The organism is Kitasatospora sp. NPDC006697 (genome assembly GCF_042869935.1).
Classification (GTDB): domain Bacteria; phylum Actinomycetota; class Actinomycetes; order Streptomycetales; family Streptomycetaceae; genus Kitasatospora.
Map to the genome: position 1 here is coordinate 37,902 of NZ_JBIAGU010000004.1, position 17,593 is coordinate 55,494.

Annotated in this window: 17 protein-coding genes and 1 riboswitch; of the genes, 8 read left to right on the plus strand and 9 right to left on the minus strand. The window is 71.8% G+C overall.

Annotated elements, in window-relative coordinates; translation table 11 throughout:
* The first annotated feature begins 96 nt into the window (after positions 1 to 96).
* Positions 97 to 924, plus strand: a complete 828-nt coding sequence (locus ACFYNO_RS07275; protein WP_388006687.1) for an IclR family transcriptional regulator — start codon at positions 97 to 99, stop codon at positions 922 to 924.
* Positions 925 to 988: 64 nt separating this feature from the next.
* Here ACFYNO_RS07275 and ACFYNO_RS07280 read toward each other — a convergent pair whose 3' ends face one another.
* Positions 989 to 1,648 (minus strand): trimeric intracellular cation channel family protein, encoded by a 660-nt coding sequence (locus tag ACFYNO_RS07280; protein WP_388006690.1) that lies wholly within the window; start codon positions 1,646 to 1,648, stop codon positions 989 to 991.
* A 90-nt stretch (positions 1,649 to 1,738) separates the two neighbouring features.
* Between ACFYNO_RS07280 and ACFYNO_RS07285 the strand changes: the two genes are divergently transcribed.
* The 3 genes from ACFYNO_RS07285 to ACFYNO_RS07295 are packed head-to-tail and all read left to right on the plus strand — an operon-like array spanning position 1,739 to position 3,716.
* The gene (locus ACFYNO_RS07285; RefSeq protein WP_388006693.1) at positions 1,739 to 2,404 is read left to right on the plus strand and encodes a hypothetical protein; all 666 of its coding nucleotides are present in this window, start codon (positions 1,739 to 1,741) and stop codon (positions 2,402 to 2,404) included.
* Positions 2,405 to 2,409: 5 nt separating this feature from the next.
* A complete protein-coding gene (locus tag ACFYNO_RS07290) occupies positions 2,410 to 3,018 on the plus strand; it encodes a hypothetical protein (protein WP_388006696.1) in 609 nt (202 codons plus the stop codon).
* 5 nt (positions 3,019 to 3,023) lie between these two features.
* Positions 3,024 to 3,716, plus strand: coding sequence for a hypothetical protein (locus tag ACFYNO_RS07295; protein ID WP_388006699.1), 693 nt, complete (start codon positions 3,024 to 3,026; stop codon positions 3,714 to 3,716).
* Here the strand turns inward: ACFYNO_RS07295 and ACFYNO_RS07300 are convergent, their stop codons facing one another.
* From ACFYNO_RS07300 to ACFYNO_RS07330, 7 genes are all read right to left on the minus strand, one after another.
* On the minus strand, positions 3,717 to 4,748 hold the full coding sequence (locus ACFYNO_RS07300) for an ABC transporter ATP-binding protein (protein ID WP_388006707.1): 1,032 nt from the start codon (positions 4,746 to 4,748) through the stop codon (positions 3,717 to 3,719). It lies immediately after the preceding gene.
* 36 nt (positions 4,749 to 4,784) lie between these two features.
* Positions 4,785 to 5,846 (minus strand): ABC transporter ATP-binding protein, encoded by a 1,062-nt coding sequence (locus ACFYNO_RS07305; protein WP_388006710.1) that lies wholly within the window; start codon positions 5,844 to 5,846, stop codon positions 4,785 to 4,787.
* Positions 5,843 to 6,853, minus strand: a complete 1,011-nt coding sequence (locus ACFYNO_RS07310; RefSeq protein ID WP_388006713.1) for an ABC transporter permease — start codon at positions 6,851 to 6,853, stop codon at positions 5,843 to 5,845. The genes ACFYNO_RS07305 and ACFYNO_RS07310 overlap by 4 nt, the downstream gene beginning before the upstream one ends.
* A gap of 110 nt (positions 6,854 to 6,963) precedes the next feature.
* Complete coding sequence (locus tag ACFYNO_RS07315) at positions 6,964 to 8,730, minus strand: ABC transporter substrate-binding protein (RefSeq protein WP_388006716.1); 1,767 nt, start codon at positions 8,728 to 8,730, stop codon at positions 6,964 to 6,966.
* 52 nt (positions 8,731 to 8,782) lie between these two features.
* Positions 8,783 to 9,772, minus strand: coding sequence for an ABC transporter permease (locus ACFYNO_RS07320; RefSeq protein WP_388006719.1), 990 nt, complete (start codon positions 9,770 to 9,772; stop codon positions 8,783 to 8,785).
* A gap of 450 nt (positions 9,773 to 10,222) precedes the next feature.
* Positions 10,223 to 11,074, minus strand: a complete 852-nt coding sequence (locus ACFYNO_RS07325) for an enhanced serine sensitivity protein SseB C-terminal domain-containing protein (protein WP_388006722.1) — start codon at positions 11,072 to 11,074, stop codon at positions 10,223 to 10,225.
* Positions 11,075 to 11,162: 88 nt separating this feature from the next.
* Entirely contained in the window at positions 11,163 to 11,912 is a 750-nt protein-coding gene (locus ACFYNO_RS07330) for an enhanced serine sensitivity protein SseB C-terminal domain-containing protein (RefSeq protein ID WP_388007535.1), read from the minus strand.
* A gap of 132 nt (positions 11,913 to 12,044) precedes the next feature.
* Positions 12,045 to 12,148, plus strand: a riboswitch (glycine riboswitch).
* A 152-nt stretch (positions 12,149 to 12,300) separates the two neighbouring features.
* Here ACFYNO_RS07330 and gcvT point away from each other — a divergent pair.
* The 4 genes from gcvT to ACFYNO_RS07350 all read left to right on the plus strand — a co-directional run bounded on the left by gcvT (position 12,301) and on the right by ACFYNO_RS07350 (position 16,807).
* Positions 12,301 to 13,419, plus strand: coding sequence for a glycine cleavage system aminomethyltransferase GcvT (gene gcvT / locus ACFYNO_RS07335; protein WP_388006725.1), 1,119 nt, complete (start codon positions 12,301 to 12,303; stop codon positions 13,417 to 13,419).
* Between the two features lie 89 nt (positions 13,420 to 13,508).
* Complete coding sequence (gcvH, locus tag ACFYNO_RS07340; protein ID WP_388006728.1) at positions 13,509 to 13,889, plus strand: glycine cleavage system protein GcvH; 381 nt, start codon at positions 13,509 to 13,511, stop codon at positions 13,887 to 13,889.
* A 109-nt stretch (positions 13,890 to 13,998) separates the two neighbouring features.
* A complete protein-coding gene (gene glyA / locus ACFYNO_RS07345; protein WP_388006731.1) occupies positions 13,999 to 15,267 on the plus strand; it encodes a serine hydroxymethyltransferase in 1,269 nt (422 codons plus the stop codon).
* 172 nt (positions 15,268 to 15,439) lie between these two features.
* Entirely contained in the window at positions 15,440 to 16,807 is a 1,368-nt protein-coding gene (locus ACFYNO_RS07350) for an L-serine ammonia-lyase (protein ID WP_388006733.1), read from the plus strand.
* Positions 16,808 to 17,128: 321 nt separating this feature from the next.
* Here the strand turns inward: ACFYNO_RS07350 and ACFYNO_RS07355 are convergent, their stop codons facing one another.
* A complete protein-coding gene (locus ACFYNO_RS07355) occupies positions 17,129 to 17,539 on the minus strand; it encodes an ATP-binding protein (RefSeq protein WP_388006736.1) in 411 nt (136 codons plus the stop codon).
* Positions 17,540 to 17,593 lie beyond the last annotated feature (54 nt).

Genomic DNA, 17,593 nt, shown 5'->3' on the forward strand with positions numbered 1-17,593 from the left:
CGGGCTGCAACGCGCGGTTAGCCTCCTGCTCCACGGAGGCCGGGGTGGCCCGGCGCCGCCGGGTGGGGCCGTCAGGGTTGAAGGGGTGGAGCCGCGATGTCGCAGACCGTGGACCGGGCGTTGACCATCCTGACCTCGCTCGGCGAGGGGCCGGCCTCGCTGGAGCAGGCCGCCAACCGGATCGGCGTGCACAAGTCCACCGCGCTGCGGCTGCTGCGCACCCTGGAGGAGCACGGCTTCGTGCAGCGCCAGGCCGACCACCGCTACCGCCTCGGCGGCCGGCTGCTCTCGCTGGCGCACACCGCGCTGGAGGGCATCGACGTCCGCCAGGTGACCGCCCCCTACCTGGCCTCGCTGAGCGAACGCTACGGCCACACCGTGCACCTGGCGATCCTGGACCGGGACGAGGTGGTCTTCGTCGACAAGGTGGAGGCGCGCTACCCGGCGCCGGCGGACTGCTGGCTGGGCGCCGCCTCCCGGATCGGCCGGCGCGCGCCGGCGGTGGCCACCGCCGCCGGGCGGGTGCTGCTGGCCGACCTGACCGAGGACCAGCTGACCACCGTGCTGGACGGCACCGAGTTCCCCGTCCACACCCCGCGCAGCCTGCGCTCGGCCACCGAGCTGCGGGCCGAGCTGGCCTCGGTGCGCCGCCAGGGCTGGTCGCTGGACCAGGCCGAGTACGCGGAGTCGGTCAACTCGCTGGCGGCCGCGATCCGCGGCAACGACGGCAAGGCGATCGCCGCCTGCACCATCTCGGTGCCGGTCTCGGTGGCGCCGGTCTCCGAGCTGAACCGGCTGCTGCCGGAGCTGCTCTGCACGGTGGAGGCGGTCTCGCTGGCCTACGGCGGCTCGCCCACCCCGCGCTGGTGCGACAACCGGTGCGGCGCCAAGCACGCCGCCCGGGCCGTGGTGCAGGCTTCCTGAGCCCCCGTCAGCACCCGTCACTTCCGTCACACCGGCGGCCGGGACCTGGGCCGGCCCACCCGGCTCAGTCCTCGCTCATCCGGGAGCCGTTGCGGTGCCAGGCCCGCGGGGCGCGCCAGCCGTACTTCAGGGCGAGCATCCGCAGCACGAAGGCGGTCATCGCGGCACTGGTCGCGGTGACCGTGGTGAGCCGCCCGTGGGCGATCAGCAGGGCGACGATGGTGGAGCCGACCAGCGCCGGCACCGCGTAGATCTCCCGGTCCCAGCGCAGCAGCGCGGGCACCTCCTGGGCGAGCAGGTCGCGGATCACCCCGCCGCCGGCCGCCGTCAGCATGCCCAGCGCGATCGAGGCGACGGTGCCGAGCCCGTAGTCGTGCGCCTTGGCGGTGCCGACCACGCAGAACAGCCCGAGGCCCAGCGCGTCCAGCGTCTGGATGCTGCGGTTGATCCGCTCCACCTCGGGGTGCAGGAAGAAGACCACCAGGCCGGCGGCGAGCGGGGTGATGAAGTACCCGAGGTTGGTGAAGGCCGCCGGCGGCACCGCCCCGATCAGCTCGTCGCGCAGCACCCCGCCGCCCAGCGCGGTGACCTCGGCCAGCACGCAGATGCCGAAGATGTCCATGTTCTTGCGCACCGCGAGCAGTCCGCCGGAGAGGGCGAAGACGAAGATGCCGATCAGGTCGAGGGTCTGCTGCACGTCATGGCTGAAGATCTGCGAAGTCACCGCCCTAGTGTGACCCCGGCACCGGAGGGGTCGTGAAGTTTCCGGATCCCGGCCTTCCGCGCCGGGTACGCGTTGAGCACACTGGCCGCCGTGTCCGTACTCGTACCGCCGCCGTCCACGCCCGCGCCCTTGGAGAGCCGCCGGGCGATCCGCTGGGCCGCCCTCTCCGGCGCGCTCGTCCCGCCCGTGGTCCTCGCCCTCGCGGTGCTGATGAGCGATCCCGACTGGGAGACGCCGGGCCTGGTGCTCGGGCTGGTCCTGGCCTGCGCCGCACCCGTTCCCCTCCTCCTGCTGCGGCCGGGCAAGCTGATCCCCTTCGGTGTGCTGCTGCTCACGATCGGGGTGCTGATCTTCGGGAACGTCGGGTTCACCGACCTGGTGCTGCAGCACCGCGGGCAGCAGGTCGAGGTGCGGGTCGCCTCGGTCCGGACGGCGTACGCCAGGAACGGGAACCCGACCTTCACCTGTGTGCTGGAGCGGGTGGACGGCGTGCCGCTGGCGCACTCCGGGACGGACGACTGCACCGGCACGGACGAGGTCGGCCGGACCGAGCAGGTGCTGATCGACCCGGCCGGCTGGGTGGCCCCGCAGTCGGCCGGCGACGACCTGGGCGACGGCGCTCCCGCGATGGTGGCGGCGCTGACGGCACTGCTGCTCGCCGAGCTGCTGGTCTGGCTGGCCCACCGGCTCGCGGTACAGGCCCGCCGTCACCCCGGACCCTGGGCTTCCGCATCCGCCTTCGGTTCGTCACACTGACGCCCGTGTCCCGGATAGCCAACGCCACCACGCCCCGTCAGGTCCGCCGCCTCACCCTGGCCGCCTTCTTCGGTCCGCCGCTGATCGTCGCGCTGGCGCTGCTGGCCGCCAACCCGGACTTCGGCGCGCTCGGGCTGATCCTCGGCACCCTGGCGCTGGTCGGCACGCTGATGCTGATGCTGATCGCGGCGCCCAACGGGTGGCTCGTGGTCAGCGGGGTGCTGGTCGGGATCGCCGTGCTGGCCGTGCCCGGGCCGCTGCTGCAGGCGGAGGTGATGGCCCACCAGGGGCAGCGGGTGGAGGTGCGGATCACCTCGGTCACGAAGTACCGGGGCAAGCACGGCCCGGAGTACACCTGCCACCTGGAGCGGGTGGACGGCAAGCCGCTCGCGCACGCGGAGCTGGGCAGCGACTCCTGCTACGGGCCGCTGGATGTCGGGCGGACCGAGGACGTGCTGGTCGACCCGCACGGCTGGACCGCCCCGCAGCTCGTCGACACCGACTACGGCGGGGTGGACGTCGCGGCCGCCCTCCTCCCGGTGGCGGTGCTGCTCTTCGAGCTGCTGATCTGGCTGGCCCGGCGCAGCGGCCTGCGCCGCACCGGCGGGCGGTGAGCGCGGTGGCCCGCTCCCGCGGGAACGCCGTCTGGCCCGCGCCCACGGTGCGGCGGCTCGCCCGCTACGCCGCCTTCGCCCCGCTGCCGATGCTGGGCGTCGGGGTGCTCGGCACCGGCCCGGACTGGTTCTGGGCCGCCTTCTTCCTCGGCATCGTGGTGGCGGTGGCCGCGCTCTCGCTGCTGATGGGCCTGGCCGCCAGGGGGCTGGTCTTCTTCGGCGGGCTGATCGCCTCGCTGGCGGTCATGCTCGGCGCCGGCCTGGCCTTCGAGTCCGCCTGGGAGCAGCAGAACGGGCAGCTCACCGAGGTCCGGGTCACCGCGGTCCACCGCAGCTCGGGCCGGAACGGCCCGGTCTACACCTGCCTGCTGCAGCGCACCGACGGCCGGCCGCTGCCGCATGCCGAGATCACCGACGGCTGCGACGGCTCGCGGGACGCCGGCACCACCCGGACCCTGCTGGTGGACCGGACGGGCTGGGTGGAGCCGAAGACCGCCGGCGCCGACCGCGGTCCGAAGCCGGTCGGCCTGGCGGTCGTCGCGCTCGCCGTCGGCCTCTACGAGCTGCTGGTCCGCCGGGTCCGCGGGCTGGCCCTGCGCGAGGCCGCGGCCGCCCCGGCGCCCAGGGCTCCGGGCGGCCCGGCCGCGGCCGTCGTCGGCGCGAGGAACCGCAGCAGGAAGAAGCGCGTCAGGCGCTGATCAGGCCGCGTCCTGGAGCTCCGGGAAGTGGCAGGCCGTCAGGTGGCCCGGCCGCAGCTCGGCCAGCGGCGGCTCCTGGGCGGCGCAGACGTCCTGGGCCTTCCAGCAGCGGGTGCGGAACCGGCAGCCGCTGGGCGGGTTGATCGGCGACGGCACGTCACCGGTCAGCAGGATGCGCTCCCGCCGCTCCCTGCGCCGCGGGTCCGGCACCGGCACGGCCGACATCAGCGCCTTGGTGTACGGGTGCGCGGGCCCCGCGTACAGCGCCTCGCGCTCGGCGATCTCCACGATCTTGCCCAGGTACATCACCGCCACCCGGTCCGAGACGTGCCGGACCACCGAGAGGTCGTGCGCGATGATCAGATAGGTCAGGCCGAGTTCGCGCTGCAGGTCGTCCAGCAGGTTGACCACCTGGGCCTGGATGGAGACGTCCAGCGCGGAGACCGGCTCGTCGGCCACGATCAGCTTGGGCTTGAGCGCCAGCGCCCGGGCGATCCCGATCCGCTGCCGCTGGCCGCCGGAGAACTCGTGCGGATAGCGGTTGTAGTGCTCGGGGTTGAGCCCGCACAGCTCCAGCAGGTCCTGCACCGCCCGCTTCACGCCGTGCTCGGTGGCCACCTTCTGCAGCTTGAACGGCGCGCTGACGATGGTGCCGACGGTGTGCCGCGGGTTCAGCGAGGAGTACGGGTCCTGGAAGATGATCTGGACGTCCCGGCGCAGCGGCCGCATCGCGCCGGTCGACAGGTGGGTGATGTCCCGGCCCTCGAACTCGACCTTGCCGCCGGTGGGTTCGTCCAGCCGGGTGACCAGGCGGCCCATCGTGGACTTGCCGCAGCCGGACTCCCCCACCACGCCCAGCGTCTCGCCGGCGTTGACCGAGAAGCTGATCCCGTCCACCGCCCGGACCGCGCCCCGGGTGCCGCGCAGCAGGCCGCCCCTGATCGGGAAGTGCCGCTCGAGGTCGGTGACCCGCAGCAGCGGCTCACCGGCGGGCCGTGCCTGGGCCGGCACCAGCTTCTGAATGTCCGTCATGATCAATCAGTTCCAGTCCAGTTCAGGGCCGTCGGTTCAGAGCCGCGGGGCGATCTCGTCGGTGAAGATCCGGTGCCGCTCGGCGGCCGGCAGGTGGCACGCGGCGAAGTGCCCGGGGGCGGCCTCGGCCAGCACCGGCAGCTCGCTGTGCGAGCGCCCGGCGGTCTGCTCGGCGTACGGGCAGCGCGGGTGGAAGGCGCAGCCGGCCGGCACGTTGATCAGGCTCGGCGGGGTGCCGCGGACCGGCACCAAGCGGTCCTGCAGGGCCCGGTCCAGCCGCGGCATCGATCCCAACAGGCCCCAGGTGTAGGGGTGTTCGGGCGAGTCGAAGAGCTGCTCGGCAGCACCGCGCTCCACGCACCGCCCGCCGTACATCACCATGATGTCGTCGGCCAGCTCGGCCACCACGCCCAGGTCGTGGGTGATGATGATGACCGCCGAGCCGAACTCCTGCTGCAGGTCCCGGATCAGGTCCAGGATCTGCGCCTGCACGGTGACGTCCAGCGCGGTGGTCGGCTCGTCGGCGATCAGCAGCGAGGGGTCGTTGACCAGGGCCATGGCGATCATCGCGCGCTGGCGCATGCCGCCGGAGAACTGGTGCGGGTAGTCGTCCACCCGGCGGTCCGGCTGCGGGATGCCGACCCGGTCCAGCATCTCCACCGCGCGCCTGCGGGCGTCCCGCTTGGAGGCCTTCGGGTGGTGCACCTGGTAGGCCTCGATGATCTGCGCGCCCACCGTGTAGTAGGGGTGCATCGCGGTCAGCGGGTCCTGGAAGATCATCGCCATCGAGCGGCCGCGCAGCCGGCGCACCGCGTCCGGGTCGGCGCCCACCAGCTCCTGGCCGTCCAGCCAGATCTCGCCGGTGATCCGGGCCCGCTTGGAGCGGTGCAGGCCCATGATGCCCAGCGAGGTGACGGACTTGCCGGAGCCGGACTCGCCGACGATGCCCAGGGTGCGGCCGCGGGCCAGGTCGAAGGTGACCCCGTCCACCGAGCGGACCAGGCCGTCGTCGGTGTCGAAGTGGATCCGCAGGTCGCGCACCGAGAGGAAGGCGTCGCCGGCCGTCCCGCGGCTGTCGGTCACGGGTTCGACGATCATGAAAGCCTCACCCGGGGGTCGATGACGGCGTACAGCAGGTCCACCAGCAGGTTGCACAGCACGATGAAGAAGGCGGCGATCATGGTGACGCCGAGGATCTTCGGCAGGTCGTTGTCGGAGATCGCGGAGACCGCGAAGAAGCCGATGCCCTGCAGCGAGAAGACCTGCTCGGTGATCACCGCGCCGCCGAGCAGCAGGCCCAGGTCCATGCCGAAGATGGTGAGGATCGGGGTGAGCGCGGCCCGCAGTCCGTGCCGGACCACCACCTTGCCCTCCGCCAGGCCCTTGGCCCGGGCGGTGCGGATGTAGTCCTCGCTCATCGTCTCCAGCATCCCGGCCCGGGTCAGCCGGGCGTAGAGCGCGGAGTAGAGGAAGGCCAGCGAGATCCACGGCAGGATCAGGTTGACCGCCCAACCCACCGGGTCATCGGTGAAGTTGACGTAGTGCAGGTTGCCGATCACGGTCCACTTGTAGCTGAACAGGTAGTGCAGCACGGCCCCGGTGAAGAAGATCGGCAGCGAGACGCCGGCCAGCGCGATGCCCATCGAGAACCGGTCGAAGAAGGACTTCGGCCGCAGTGCCGAGACCACACCGGTGGCGACGCCGGCCACCAGCCAGATCACCGCAGCGCCGATGGCCAGCGAGAAGGTCACCGGGATCCGGGTGCGGATCTCCGGCCAGACCTCGACGTGGTTCTTGAACGAGTACCCGAAGCACGGCACGTGACAGGTGGTCGCGTCCGGGCCGTACTTGTACTGCGCCCCGACGAAGATCTGCTTGATGAACCGGGCGAACTGGACGTAGACCGGCTGGTCGAAGCCGAGGTTCTTCTTGACCGCGGCCAGCGCCTCGGGGCTGGGGTTCTTGCCGATGTACTGGGCGGCCAGCTGGTCGGTGGTCTCGCCCGCCAGGTGCGGGAGCAGGAAGAAGATGCCGAAAGTGACCGCGCTGACGACCAGCAGCAGTACCAGGGCGGCCAGCGTCCTGCGGATGATGTAGGCCAACACGGTTGGACGGCTTGGGACTTCCCGCTCCCGGCCGGGTCCCGGTGGGGACCGCGGCCGGGAGCGGGACGCCGCTCGCCTTCACCTGCCTTCAGGGGATGGTGAGCCGACTGTTACTTGGTGGAGCCGATGTTGAGGTAGTCGTACTCGCCGTTGAACGCCGAGGTGGAGACCAGGTTGGTGGCGCTGGACGGGCGGTAGAGGAAGACCTTGAAGTCGGTCAGCGGCACGTAGACCGCGTCCTGCATGACCTGCTTGTCGATCTGCGCGTAGTCGCCGTTGCGCGTGGTCGCGTCGTCGCTGGCGGCCGCCTGGTCGAGCAGCTGGTTGACGCTGGAGTCGTTCAGCTGGGCCAGGTTGCTGTTGCCGGAGGCCTTGATCGCCCGGCCGTCGGTGATCTGCTGCAGGAAGCCGTAGCCGCTCGGCCAGTCGGCGCCCCACTGCATCATCATCATGCCGATGCCCTTGGAGTTGATGAAGTCCGGCACGCCCGCGTAGTCGGAGAAGTACTTGCCCTGCGGGTACTGCTGGATCTCCAGCTGGATGCCGACCTTGGCCAGCGCGCCCTGGATCGCGGTCGCGCCGGTGACCTCCGCGGTGCGCTCGCTGCGCGCGGTGATGGTGGTCTTGAAGCCGTCCGGGTGGCCGCAGGCCTTCAGCGCGTCCTTGGCCTTGGCCTGGTCGCCCTTGTCACCGGGGCTGGCGTAGAGGTTGAACGGCTGCTGGCCCGGGATGTCCGGCGGCAGCACGGTGTTGGCGATCGCGCCGCGGATCGGGCCGCCCTGGGCGGTCTGCACCGCGACCTTGTCGATCGCGTACTGCACCGCCTTGCGGCAGTCCGCGTTGTCCAGCGGCGCCACCTTGGTGTTGAGCGCCAGGTAGGTGAGCCGGCCGCCGTAGGCGTTGTCGGTCTGCGCCTTCAGCGAGGGGTCGAGCAGGATCTTCGCCTGGGTCTGCGGGTCCACCCCGCCGCCCACCAGGTCGACCTGGGCGTTGCCGGAGAGCAGGTCGTTGTCGACCGTGGCCTGGTCGATGTTCTCCTTGAGCACGATCTTGTCGGCCAGCTGCTTGCGGATCGGGTCGGTGGTCGGGTCCCAGTTGGTGTTGGGGACCAGGGTCGCGCCCTTGCCCTCGTCGTACGCCTGGAACTTGTAGGAGCCGCTGGAGACGATGTGCTTCACGTAGCCCGAGCCGTCGTCCTTGGCCTGCGGCACCGGGGCGGTCTCCGGGGCGCTCACCAGGTAGTCGAACTCGGCGAACGGCTGGCTCAGGTGGAAGACGATGGTGGTGTCGTCCGGGGTCTCGATCGACTTCAGGCCGTCGGGGCTCTTGTCGTCGTAGGGGCCCTGGTACGGCGTCGGGTTGTCGACCAGCAGTTCCTGGAAGTAGGTCGGCCCGTTGGAGTTCACCTTGGGCGCGAAGTTGCTGCGCTCCACGGCGTACTTGACGTCCTTGGAGGTGATCGGGGTGCCGTCGTCGTACTTCAGGCCCGAGCGCAGCTTGTAGGTCCAGGTCTTGTCGCCGTCGCTGGACTGGCCCATGCCGGAGGCCAGGTCGGGCACCAGCTTGGTGCCGTCCTTGCCCGGGCCGGGGGCGAAGGTGGTGAGCGGACGGGCGTAGAGCCGCGAGAAGTTGTAGATGTAGGCGTAGTAGGTGTTGCCCGGGTCGAGCGAGTCCGGGGTGCCCTTCATCTCGTACGTCACCGTGCCGCCCTTGTGGTCGGACGCGTTGACGATCCCCTTGGTCGCAGCGTCCGAACCGGACGCGCTGCTGCCTGTCGGGTTGGACCCCTTGCCGCTACTGCTGCTGGAGCAACCGGTCACCACCAGCGCGGCGGTGGCGGCCACCGCGGCCAGGGCGAGGGAACGGGATCGGCGCATTGCAGGATCAACCCCTTGGAGTGTCGTGTGGGGAAAGGGATGTGAAGGTAAGTCAGTTGCTGCGCGGGTCGAGCGCGTCGCGCAGTCCGTCGCCGAGCAGGTTGAAGGCGAGCACGGTGAGGAAGATCGCCAGGCCCGGTACGACGAGGTACTCCGGGTCGACCTGGTAGTAGTGGATCGCGTCGTTCATCATCCCGCCCCAGGAGGCCTGCGGTGGCTGGATGCCGACGCCGAGGAAGCTCAGCGCGGCCTCGAACAGGATGTTGGTCGGGATCAGCAGGGTCGAGTAGACCAGGATCGGACCGACCAGGTTCGGCAGCAGCTCCTTGAAGAGGATGAACGGGCCGCGGGCGCCGAGCGAGCGGGCCGCGAAGACGAACTCCCGCTCCCGCAGCGAGAGCGTCTGGCCGCGCACGATCCGGCCCATGTAGGGCCAGTTGAAGAAGCCGATGACGAAGATCAGCACCGAGATGTGCAGCGGCAGGCCGTGCATCCCGAACGCGCCGCCCTGCAGCGAGGCGGAGATGGAGATCGCGAAGAGCAGCAGCGGGAAGGCCAGGAAGGTGTCCATCACCCTGCTGATCGCGGTGTCCACCCAGCCGCCGTAGTAGCCGGCGATCACGCCGAGCACGGTGCCGATGGTGTTGGAGAGCACGGTGGCTCCGAAGGCGACCAGCAGCGAGACCCAGGAGCCCTCGACGATCCGGGCCAGCAGGTCGCGGCCGAGGCCGGGGTCCACCCCGAGCAGGTGGCTGCCGCTCATCCCGCCGAACGAGCCGTTCGGCAGGCCGCCGAGGTCGGCGTTGAGCAGGTCGGGGTTCTGGGCGTTCGGGTCGAGTCCGAGGACCGACTCGAGCGGCTTGGCCAGCACGGCCAGCAGCACCAGCAGGATGACCACGATCCCGCCCGCCATGGCGGCCTTGTCGCGCTTGAAGCGGATCCACGCGATCCGGCCGAGCGATCGGCCCTCGATCCGGATGCCGGCCGCGGCCGGGAGAGCCGGCTCGGGTGCGGCTTCGGTGGTGTCGATCGGTGTGCTCATGGGCAGTTGGCGTCCCCTCGCCGACGGTCGTCGGCCCATGGCAGTCCGCAGGGAGGCATGGCACTGTCAGGTCCAGGTCAGGACCGGTGGGCCAGGCCGCTGCGATCTGCTCGGCTGGTGCGGTGCGCAGAACTCTTCACGCACACGCCATGGCGGCGCCAGCCCTGATTGGTGAAGGATGCCCAACTGTGATCTACCGAATTCGAAGATCACTAAACCAAGGAGTGCATGACAAGTGCCCGACCTGGCAGCAATCTCCTTGGAATCAGCAGAACTTGACGGAATATCAGATTCCCGGCCGACGGAACGTTCGGTGCCTCCGCCCGGCCTCCGGTCACCGCGGCGGGATGTCACTCAAGCTCAACGCAGGCTCAGATCGCGCACCGGGCCCCACCGGAAACAGCGGAGCGCGGGGCGGCTCCCGCCGCCCCGCGCTCCGTCCCGATCCGCTCAGCGCCCCGTCCAGGGCTGCTGCGGCCACGCCTGGCCCGGGTAGCCGTACCCCGTCGGGTAGGACGGCACGGCCGGCGGCGGGGTCGCCTCCCGGTGGTAGAACGGCCGGGAGTTGGCGCGCATCCACAGCGCCACCGGGTCGAAGTCGTCGCTCATCGCCACCGTGGAGACCGCCAGCCCGTGCGGCGCCTGCCCGATCGCCCGCTGCATCAGCGCCCGCACCGCCTCCACGGCCGGCGGCGAGGTGTCGTACAGCTCCAGCCCGATCGCCAGGTACGGCTCGCCGAGGGCCGGCTGCACCCAGGCCCGGCGCAGCGCCCGGACCGGCCGCACCGACGGCGCCTGGTGCGCCAGCAGCGCGAAGAACGCCTCGGTGCCCGGCAGCTGCTGCGGGTCGCTGAGCCGCAGCGGCCCGGCCGGCACCCGGTCCAGTCCCGCCGCCACCCGGCGCAGGTCGGCCCAGGGCACCCCGACCCCGCCGCCCGGGGCGTGCGGGTTCAGCCACAGGCCCCAGCGGGTCCGGTAGAGGGCCCCGGCGATCTCCTGGCCGGTGATCACCTCGTGCGCCCTGGTCCACCCGCAGGCCGCCAGCTGACCGGGCGAGGTGACGGCCGGCGCGTAGCCGAGGCCGCCGATGTCCATGTTCCCGTACTGCGCGTCCGGGCTGCCCGGGGTGCCCTGCCAGAGCAGCATCCAGACCCGGCCCGCCGACAGCTCCCGCAGCAGCTGCTCGTACGCCTCGTACCGCTCCGGGGCGACCTCGCCCAGGGCCCGTTCCAGGGCCCCGGGGTCAGCGCCCGGTGCCGGGCCCCACGGCCCCGCGCCGCCGCCCGCCGCTCCCGTCGTCACCGCTGTCGTTCTCCCCTTGCTAGTACCACTCCCGCCAGCACCCTACGGCGCCCGGCCGACGGCCGTCACCGTGCCGTGCCCGGCCGGCTCAACCGCGCTGGTAGAACGGGTGGACCCGGTGCAGCATCCAGTCCACCACCGGGTCGGCCGCCAGGTCCAGCAGCACCATGTGCACGCCGCCGGGCAGCGGGGCGACACCCAGCGCCCGGCCCAGTGCCGCGTTCGCCTCCGCCGGGTCGGCCGGCGCCGCCGGATCCAGCTGCACCCCCAGGAAGAGCACCGTCGGTTCGCCCTCGACCGAGGCCAGCGCCCGACGGGCCGTCAGTACCCCGGGCAGCGCGGCCAGCTCGGCCCGCACCGCCGCCAGGAAGGCCGCGGGCTCCTCGGCCGGCTCCGGCTCGCGCAGCGCCACCCGGGCGCCGTCGCCGATGGGCGCGCCGGTGGCCGGGTCCCAGCGCTGCTCGCGCGGCCCGCGGCGCAGCTCGCCCACGCCCTCCGGCGGCACCGGGATGCCCACCGGCGCCTCCGGGTTGACGGCGATCCCGATCCCCAGCGGCAGCCCGCGGGCGAACTCCCAGGCCGGCGCGACCGCGCAGCTCAGCCCGGGGGCGTTGCGCAGGAACTGCTCCTCGGAGGAGAAGACCGGCACGTAGGGGCGCCCCGCCAGCTCCACGGTCGGCAGGTCGAGCGCCGTGCCCTGCGGGTCGGCACCGGCCGGCAGCGGGATCCAGACCTGGCTGCGGGCCAGCACCTCGATCACCCGGGGCGTCGCGCCCGGGTCGCCGATCGCCGCGCTCAGCACCTGCTCCAGCTCGTTCGCCGGCCAGCCGCCGCCCATGAGCGGCTGCTCCAACCCCTGAGTCTCCACCGCAGCAGGGTACCGGTCTGCGGTTGACCCACCGACCCCTCTCCCACTGGGCGGACAGACGTGCGATGATGTGCCCGCGCTACGAACTTCATACTGGCCGCTCGAACCCGCGCGGGAGAGTCCGGAGGTGCCCCAGGGCACGGACCGGCGCCGAAGGAGCAAGTCCTCCCCGGAATCTCTCAGGCACCCGATACCGCGTGGGCGAGGCGAATCTGGAAAGTGGAACACGGCCGTGCCGTGCGCCCACCCACGGTGCAAGCCGCGTCATCCTGGTGATGTGCGGTGAAGCTCTCAGGTTGTGACGACAGACGGGGAGACTCACCCCTGACCTGCCTGTTTCCAGACCGGGAGTACCGCCATGTCCCCGCGCCTGACCGCGCTCGACGCCCTGCACCGCGCCCTCGGCGCCACCATGACCGACTTCGCCGGCTGGGACATGCCGCTGCGCTACGGCAGCGAGCGCGAGGAGCACCTCGCCGTCCGCACCAAGGCCGGTCTCTTCGACCTCTCCCACATGGGCGAGATCACCGTCTCCGGCCCGCAGGCCGGTGAGCTGCTGGACCACGCGCTGGTCGGCTTCATCTCCGCGCTCGGCGTGCTGCGCGCCCGCTACACCATGATCTGCCGCGAGGACGGCGGCATCCTGGACGACCTGATCGTCTACCGGACCGCCGAGGACGAGTACATGGTGGTCGCCAACGCCTCCAACGCCCAGGTGGTGCTGGACGCGCTGACCGAGCGCGCGGCCGGCTTCGACGCCGTGGTCCGCGACGACCGCGACGCCTACGCGCTGCTCGCCGTGCAGGGCCCCGAGGCCAACGCCATCCTCTCCTCGGTCACCGACGCCGACCTGCCCGGTCTGAAGTACTACGCGCTGCTGCCCGCCACCGTCGCCGACCGGCAGGTCTGGCTGGCCCGCACCGGCTACACCGGCGAGGACGGCTTCGAGATCTTCTGCGCCCCGGCCGACGCCGAGCACCTGTGGACAGCGCTGACCGCGGCCGGCGCCCCGCACGGCCTGGTCCCGGCCGGCCTGTCCTGCCGCGACACGCTGCGCCTGGAGGCCGGCATGCCGCTCTACGGGCACGAGCTGGACACCACGCTGACCCCGTTCGACGCCGGCCTGGGCCGGGTCGTCCGGTTCGACAAGACGACCAACGGCGGCGAGTTCGTCGGCCGCAAGGCGCTGGAGGCCGCCGCCGCGCAGGCCGAGGCCAACCCGCCGCGGGTGCTGGTCGGCCTGGTCTCCGAAGGCAAGCGGGTCCCGCGCGCCGAGTACTCGGTGGTGGACGCCGAGGGCGCCGTGATCGGCCGGATCACCTCGGGCGCGCCCTCCCCGACCCTGGGCAAGCCGATCGCCATCGCCTACCTGGACGCCGCCCACGCGGCCCCCGGCAGCGAGGTCGCGGTGGACGTGCGCGGCAAGCACGAGCCGGTCACGGTCGTCGCGCTGCCGTTCTACAAGCGCGCCCGCTGATCCTGGGGCAGAGCCCCTTCCCCTCCCGCGACGTCCCGCACAGCGGACGCCGCGCGGTTCCCGCTTCCCACTGATGGAGAATGAGCACCATGAGCAACCCGCAGCACCTGCAGTACAGCAAGGAGCACGAGTGGCTGACCGCGGCCGACGCTGACGGCAACTCCACCGTCGGCATCACCGAGCACGCGGCCACCGCCCTCGGCGACATCGTCTACGTGCAGCTTCCCGCGGTCGGTGACACCGTCACCGCCGGTGAGACCTGTGGCGAGCTCGAGTCCACCAAGTCGGTCAGCGACCTCTACTCCCCCGCCTCCGGCGAGGTCGTCGAGGTCAACCAGGACGTGATAGACGAGCCGGCACTGGTCAACTCGGCCGCCTTCGCGGGCGGCTGGCTCTTCAAGCTCAAGGTCACCGAGGCCCAGGCCGACCTGATGAGCGCCGACGAGTACAGCGCCCTCACCGGTTCCTGACCGAAGCGACGGGCGGCCGCAGCGCGGCGGCCGCCCGGTGTCGAGACCCCCTCGCCCGTCGCCCGCCCCGGCGTGGCACGCGCGACCGCATCGATGGGAAGACGCCCCCATGACGGTTCTGAACGAATCCCTGCACACCCTCGACCCGGAGATCGCCGCCGCGGTCGACGCCGAGCTGCACCGCCAGCAGACCACCCTCGAGATGATCGCCTCCGAGAACTTCGCCCCGGTGGCGGTCATGGAGGCCCAGGGCTCGGTCCTGACCAACAAGTACGCCGAGGGCTACCCCGGCAAGCGCTACTACGGCGGCTGCGAGCACGTCGACGTGGTGGAGCAGATCGCCATCGACCGGATCAAGGCGCTGTTCGGCGCCGAGGCCGCCAACGTGCAGCCGCACTCCGGCGCGCAGGCCAACGCCGCCGCGATGTTCGCGCTGATCCAGCCGGGCGACACCATCCTGGGCCTGAACCTGGCGCACGGCGGCCACCTGACCCACGGCATGAAGATCAACTTCTCCGGCAAGCTCTACAACGTGGTCGCCTACCACGTGGACGAGCAGACCAACCTGGTCGACATGGAGGAGGTCGAGCGCCTCGCCAAGGAGCACCAGCCCAAGCTGATCGTGGCCGGCTGGTCCGCCTACCCGCGCCAGCTCGACTTCGCCGAGTTCCGCCGGATCGCCGACGAGGTCGGCGCCTACCTGATGGTGGACATGGCCCACTTCGCCGGCCTGGTGGCCGCGGGCCTGCACCCCTCCCCGGTGCCCTACGCGGACGTGGTCACCACCACCACCCACAAGACCCTGGGCGGCCCGCGCGGCGGTGTGATCCTCTCCAAGGCCGAGCTGGCCAAGAAGATCAACTCCGCGGTCTTCCCCGGCCAGCAGGGCGGCCCGCTGGAGCACGTGATCGCCGGCAAGGCGGTGGCCTTCAAGGTCGCGGCCTCCCCGGAGTTCAAGGAGCGCCAGGAGCGCACCCTGGAGGGCGCCAAGATCCTGGCCGCCCGCCTGCTCCAGGAGGACGCCAAGGCGGCCGGCGTCTCGGTGCTGTCCGGCGGCACCGACGTCCACCTGGTCCTGGTCGACCTGCGCAACAGCGAGCTCAACGGCCAGGACGCCGAGGACCGGCTGCACGAGGTCGGCATCACCGTGAACCGCAACGCGGTGCCGAACGACCCGCGCCCGCCGATGGTCACCTCCGGCCTGCGGATCGGCACCCCGGCGCTGGCCACCCGCGGCTTCCAGGCCGCGGACTTCACCGAGGTCGCCGACGTCATCGCCGAGGCCCTGCTGCCCTCCTTCGACGAGGAGAAGAAGGCCGCGCTGAAGGCCCGGGTCACCGCGCTCGCCGAGAAGTACCCGCTCTACCCCGGGCTCTGACCCGACCCGCGTGCCGTGTCCGACCTCACCCGGTCGGGCCGGCCGCAACCTCCGGGGCACCGCGCACACTGGATCGTGAGCCGGTGCCCCGCGCCATGCCCGTACCCGTCAACCCTCCGCCCTCCGGCTCGGCAAACCCACCGGTCCACGAGACCAGACAAGGACGTCCCCCGTGGCCATCAGCGTCTTCGACCTCTTCTCCATCGGCATCGGCCCCTCCAGCTCGCACACCGTCGGCCCGATGCGGGCCGCCCGGATGTTCGCCCGCCGGCTGCGCTCCGAGGACCTGCTGGGCCGGGTGGCCTCGGTCAAGGCCGAGCTCTTCGGCTCGCTCGGCGCCACCGGGCACGGCCACGGCACCCCGAAGGCCGTGCTGCTCGGCCTGGAGGGCAACTCGCCCCGCACCGTCGACGTGGCCAAGGCCGACCTCGACGTCGAGCGGATCCGCGAGGACCGCCGGCTCGCGCTGCTCGGCACCCACCCGATCGACTTCGACCCGGACCTCCAGCTGCTGCTGCACCGCCGCAAGTCGCTGCCCTACCACGCCAACGGCATGACCCTGGTGGCCCACGACGCGGCCGGCACCGAGCTGCTGGCGAAGACCTACTACTCGGTCGGCGGCGGCTTCGTGGTGGACGAGGACGCCATCGGCGCGGACCGCGTGGTGCCGGACGACACCCAGCTGCGCTACCCGTTCCGCACCGGCGAGGAGCTGCTGCGGCTGACCCGGGAAACCGGGCTGTCGATCTCCGGCCTGATGCTGGAGAACGAGAAGGCCTGGCGCACCGAGGCCGAGATCCGGGCCGGGCTGCTGGAGATCTGGGGCGTGATGCGCGAGTGCGTCAGCGCCGGCATGGCCCGCGAGGGCATCCTGCCGGGCGGCCTCAAGGTCCGCCGCCGGGCCGCCGCCGGCGCCCGCGCGCTGCGCGCCGAGGGCATCGGCCCGGCCAACGCGATGGAGTGGGTCACCCTCTACGCGATGGCCGTCAACGAGGAGAACGCCTCCGGCCAGCGCGTGGTCACCGCCCCCACCAACGGTGCGGCGGGCATCATCCCGGCCGTCCTGCACTACTTCCAGAACTTCGTGCCGGGCGCCGACGACGAGGGCATCGTCCGCTTCCTGCTCGCGGCCGGCGCGATCGGCATGCTCTTCAAGGAGAACGCCTCCATCTCCGGCGCCGAGGTCGGCTGCCAGGGCGAGGTCGGCTCCGCCTGCTCGATGGCCGCAGGCGGCCTCGCCGAGGTCCTCGGCGGCACCCCGGAGCAGGTCGAGAACGCTGCCGAGATCGGCATCGAGCACAACCTCGGCCTCACCTGCGACCCGGTCGGCGGCCTGGTCCAGATCCCCTGCATCGAGCGCAACGGCATGGCCTCCGTCAAGGCCATCACCGCCGCCCGGATGGCCCTGCGCGGCGACGGCCGGCACCACGTCTCGCTGGACAAGGCGATCAAGACGATGAAGGAGACCGGCGCGGACATGAAGATCAAGTACAAGGAGACCAGCCGCGGCGGGCTCGCGGTCAACGTCATCGAGTGCTAGAGCAGTGAGCTGTGCCTGGTGGGTCTGCGGCCCGGGCTCCACCAGGCACAGGCGGCTTCGGAAGCTCTCCGGGTAGTCGTCGGTCCGTACGATCCGGGCCACATGGATTCCCGGGCCGTAAGCGGTCTCCGTCGAGTGGTACTGAACCAATCCCAGGTCCCTCACCAGCGGGGCGAGGTAGGCACCGGGCAGACCTGGGATCTCCTCGGCGTGCTCCGGGTGGCGGCCGCTCTCCAAAGTCTCCCGCAGACCGACCAGGAACGCGACGATCGCCGAGACCACGTCCGGTGGCGCCGCCTCGTAGTGTCTCACCGCAGGCGTTCAGGAGCGCTCCCGCACCTTCAGCTCGAACCACACCCCTTTGCCGCGCGGCAGCAGGTCGGCGCCCCAGCGGTCCGCGAGCGCCTCGATCACGTGCAGGCCGCGGCCGCCTTCGGACAGGCCCGGTTCGGCGAGGACCAGGCAGGGCAGGGCCCGGGAGGAGTCGCGGACCTCGACCCGCAGCCAGCCGGGGCGGCGGTGGAGCTTGAGGCCGATGGTGCGGCCGCCGGTGTGCCGGACGGCGTTGGCGACCAGCTCGGCGGTGAGTAACTCGCCGGTCTCCAGCAGTGCGTGCAGGCCCCAGGACTGGAGGACCGAGAGGACCAGCCGGCGGGCCAGCGGGCCGGACTCGCCGCGGGCCGGGAGGCGGACCTCCTCCTCGCCGGCCGGGTCGCGCAGCCGGGGCAGCACGACCCGTTCCAGCTCCCAGTCGGACAGCCGTTCCAGGTCCGCCAGAGCGGACCG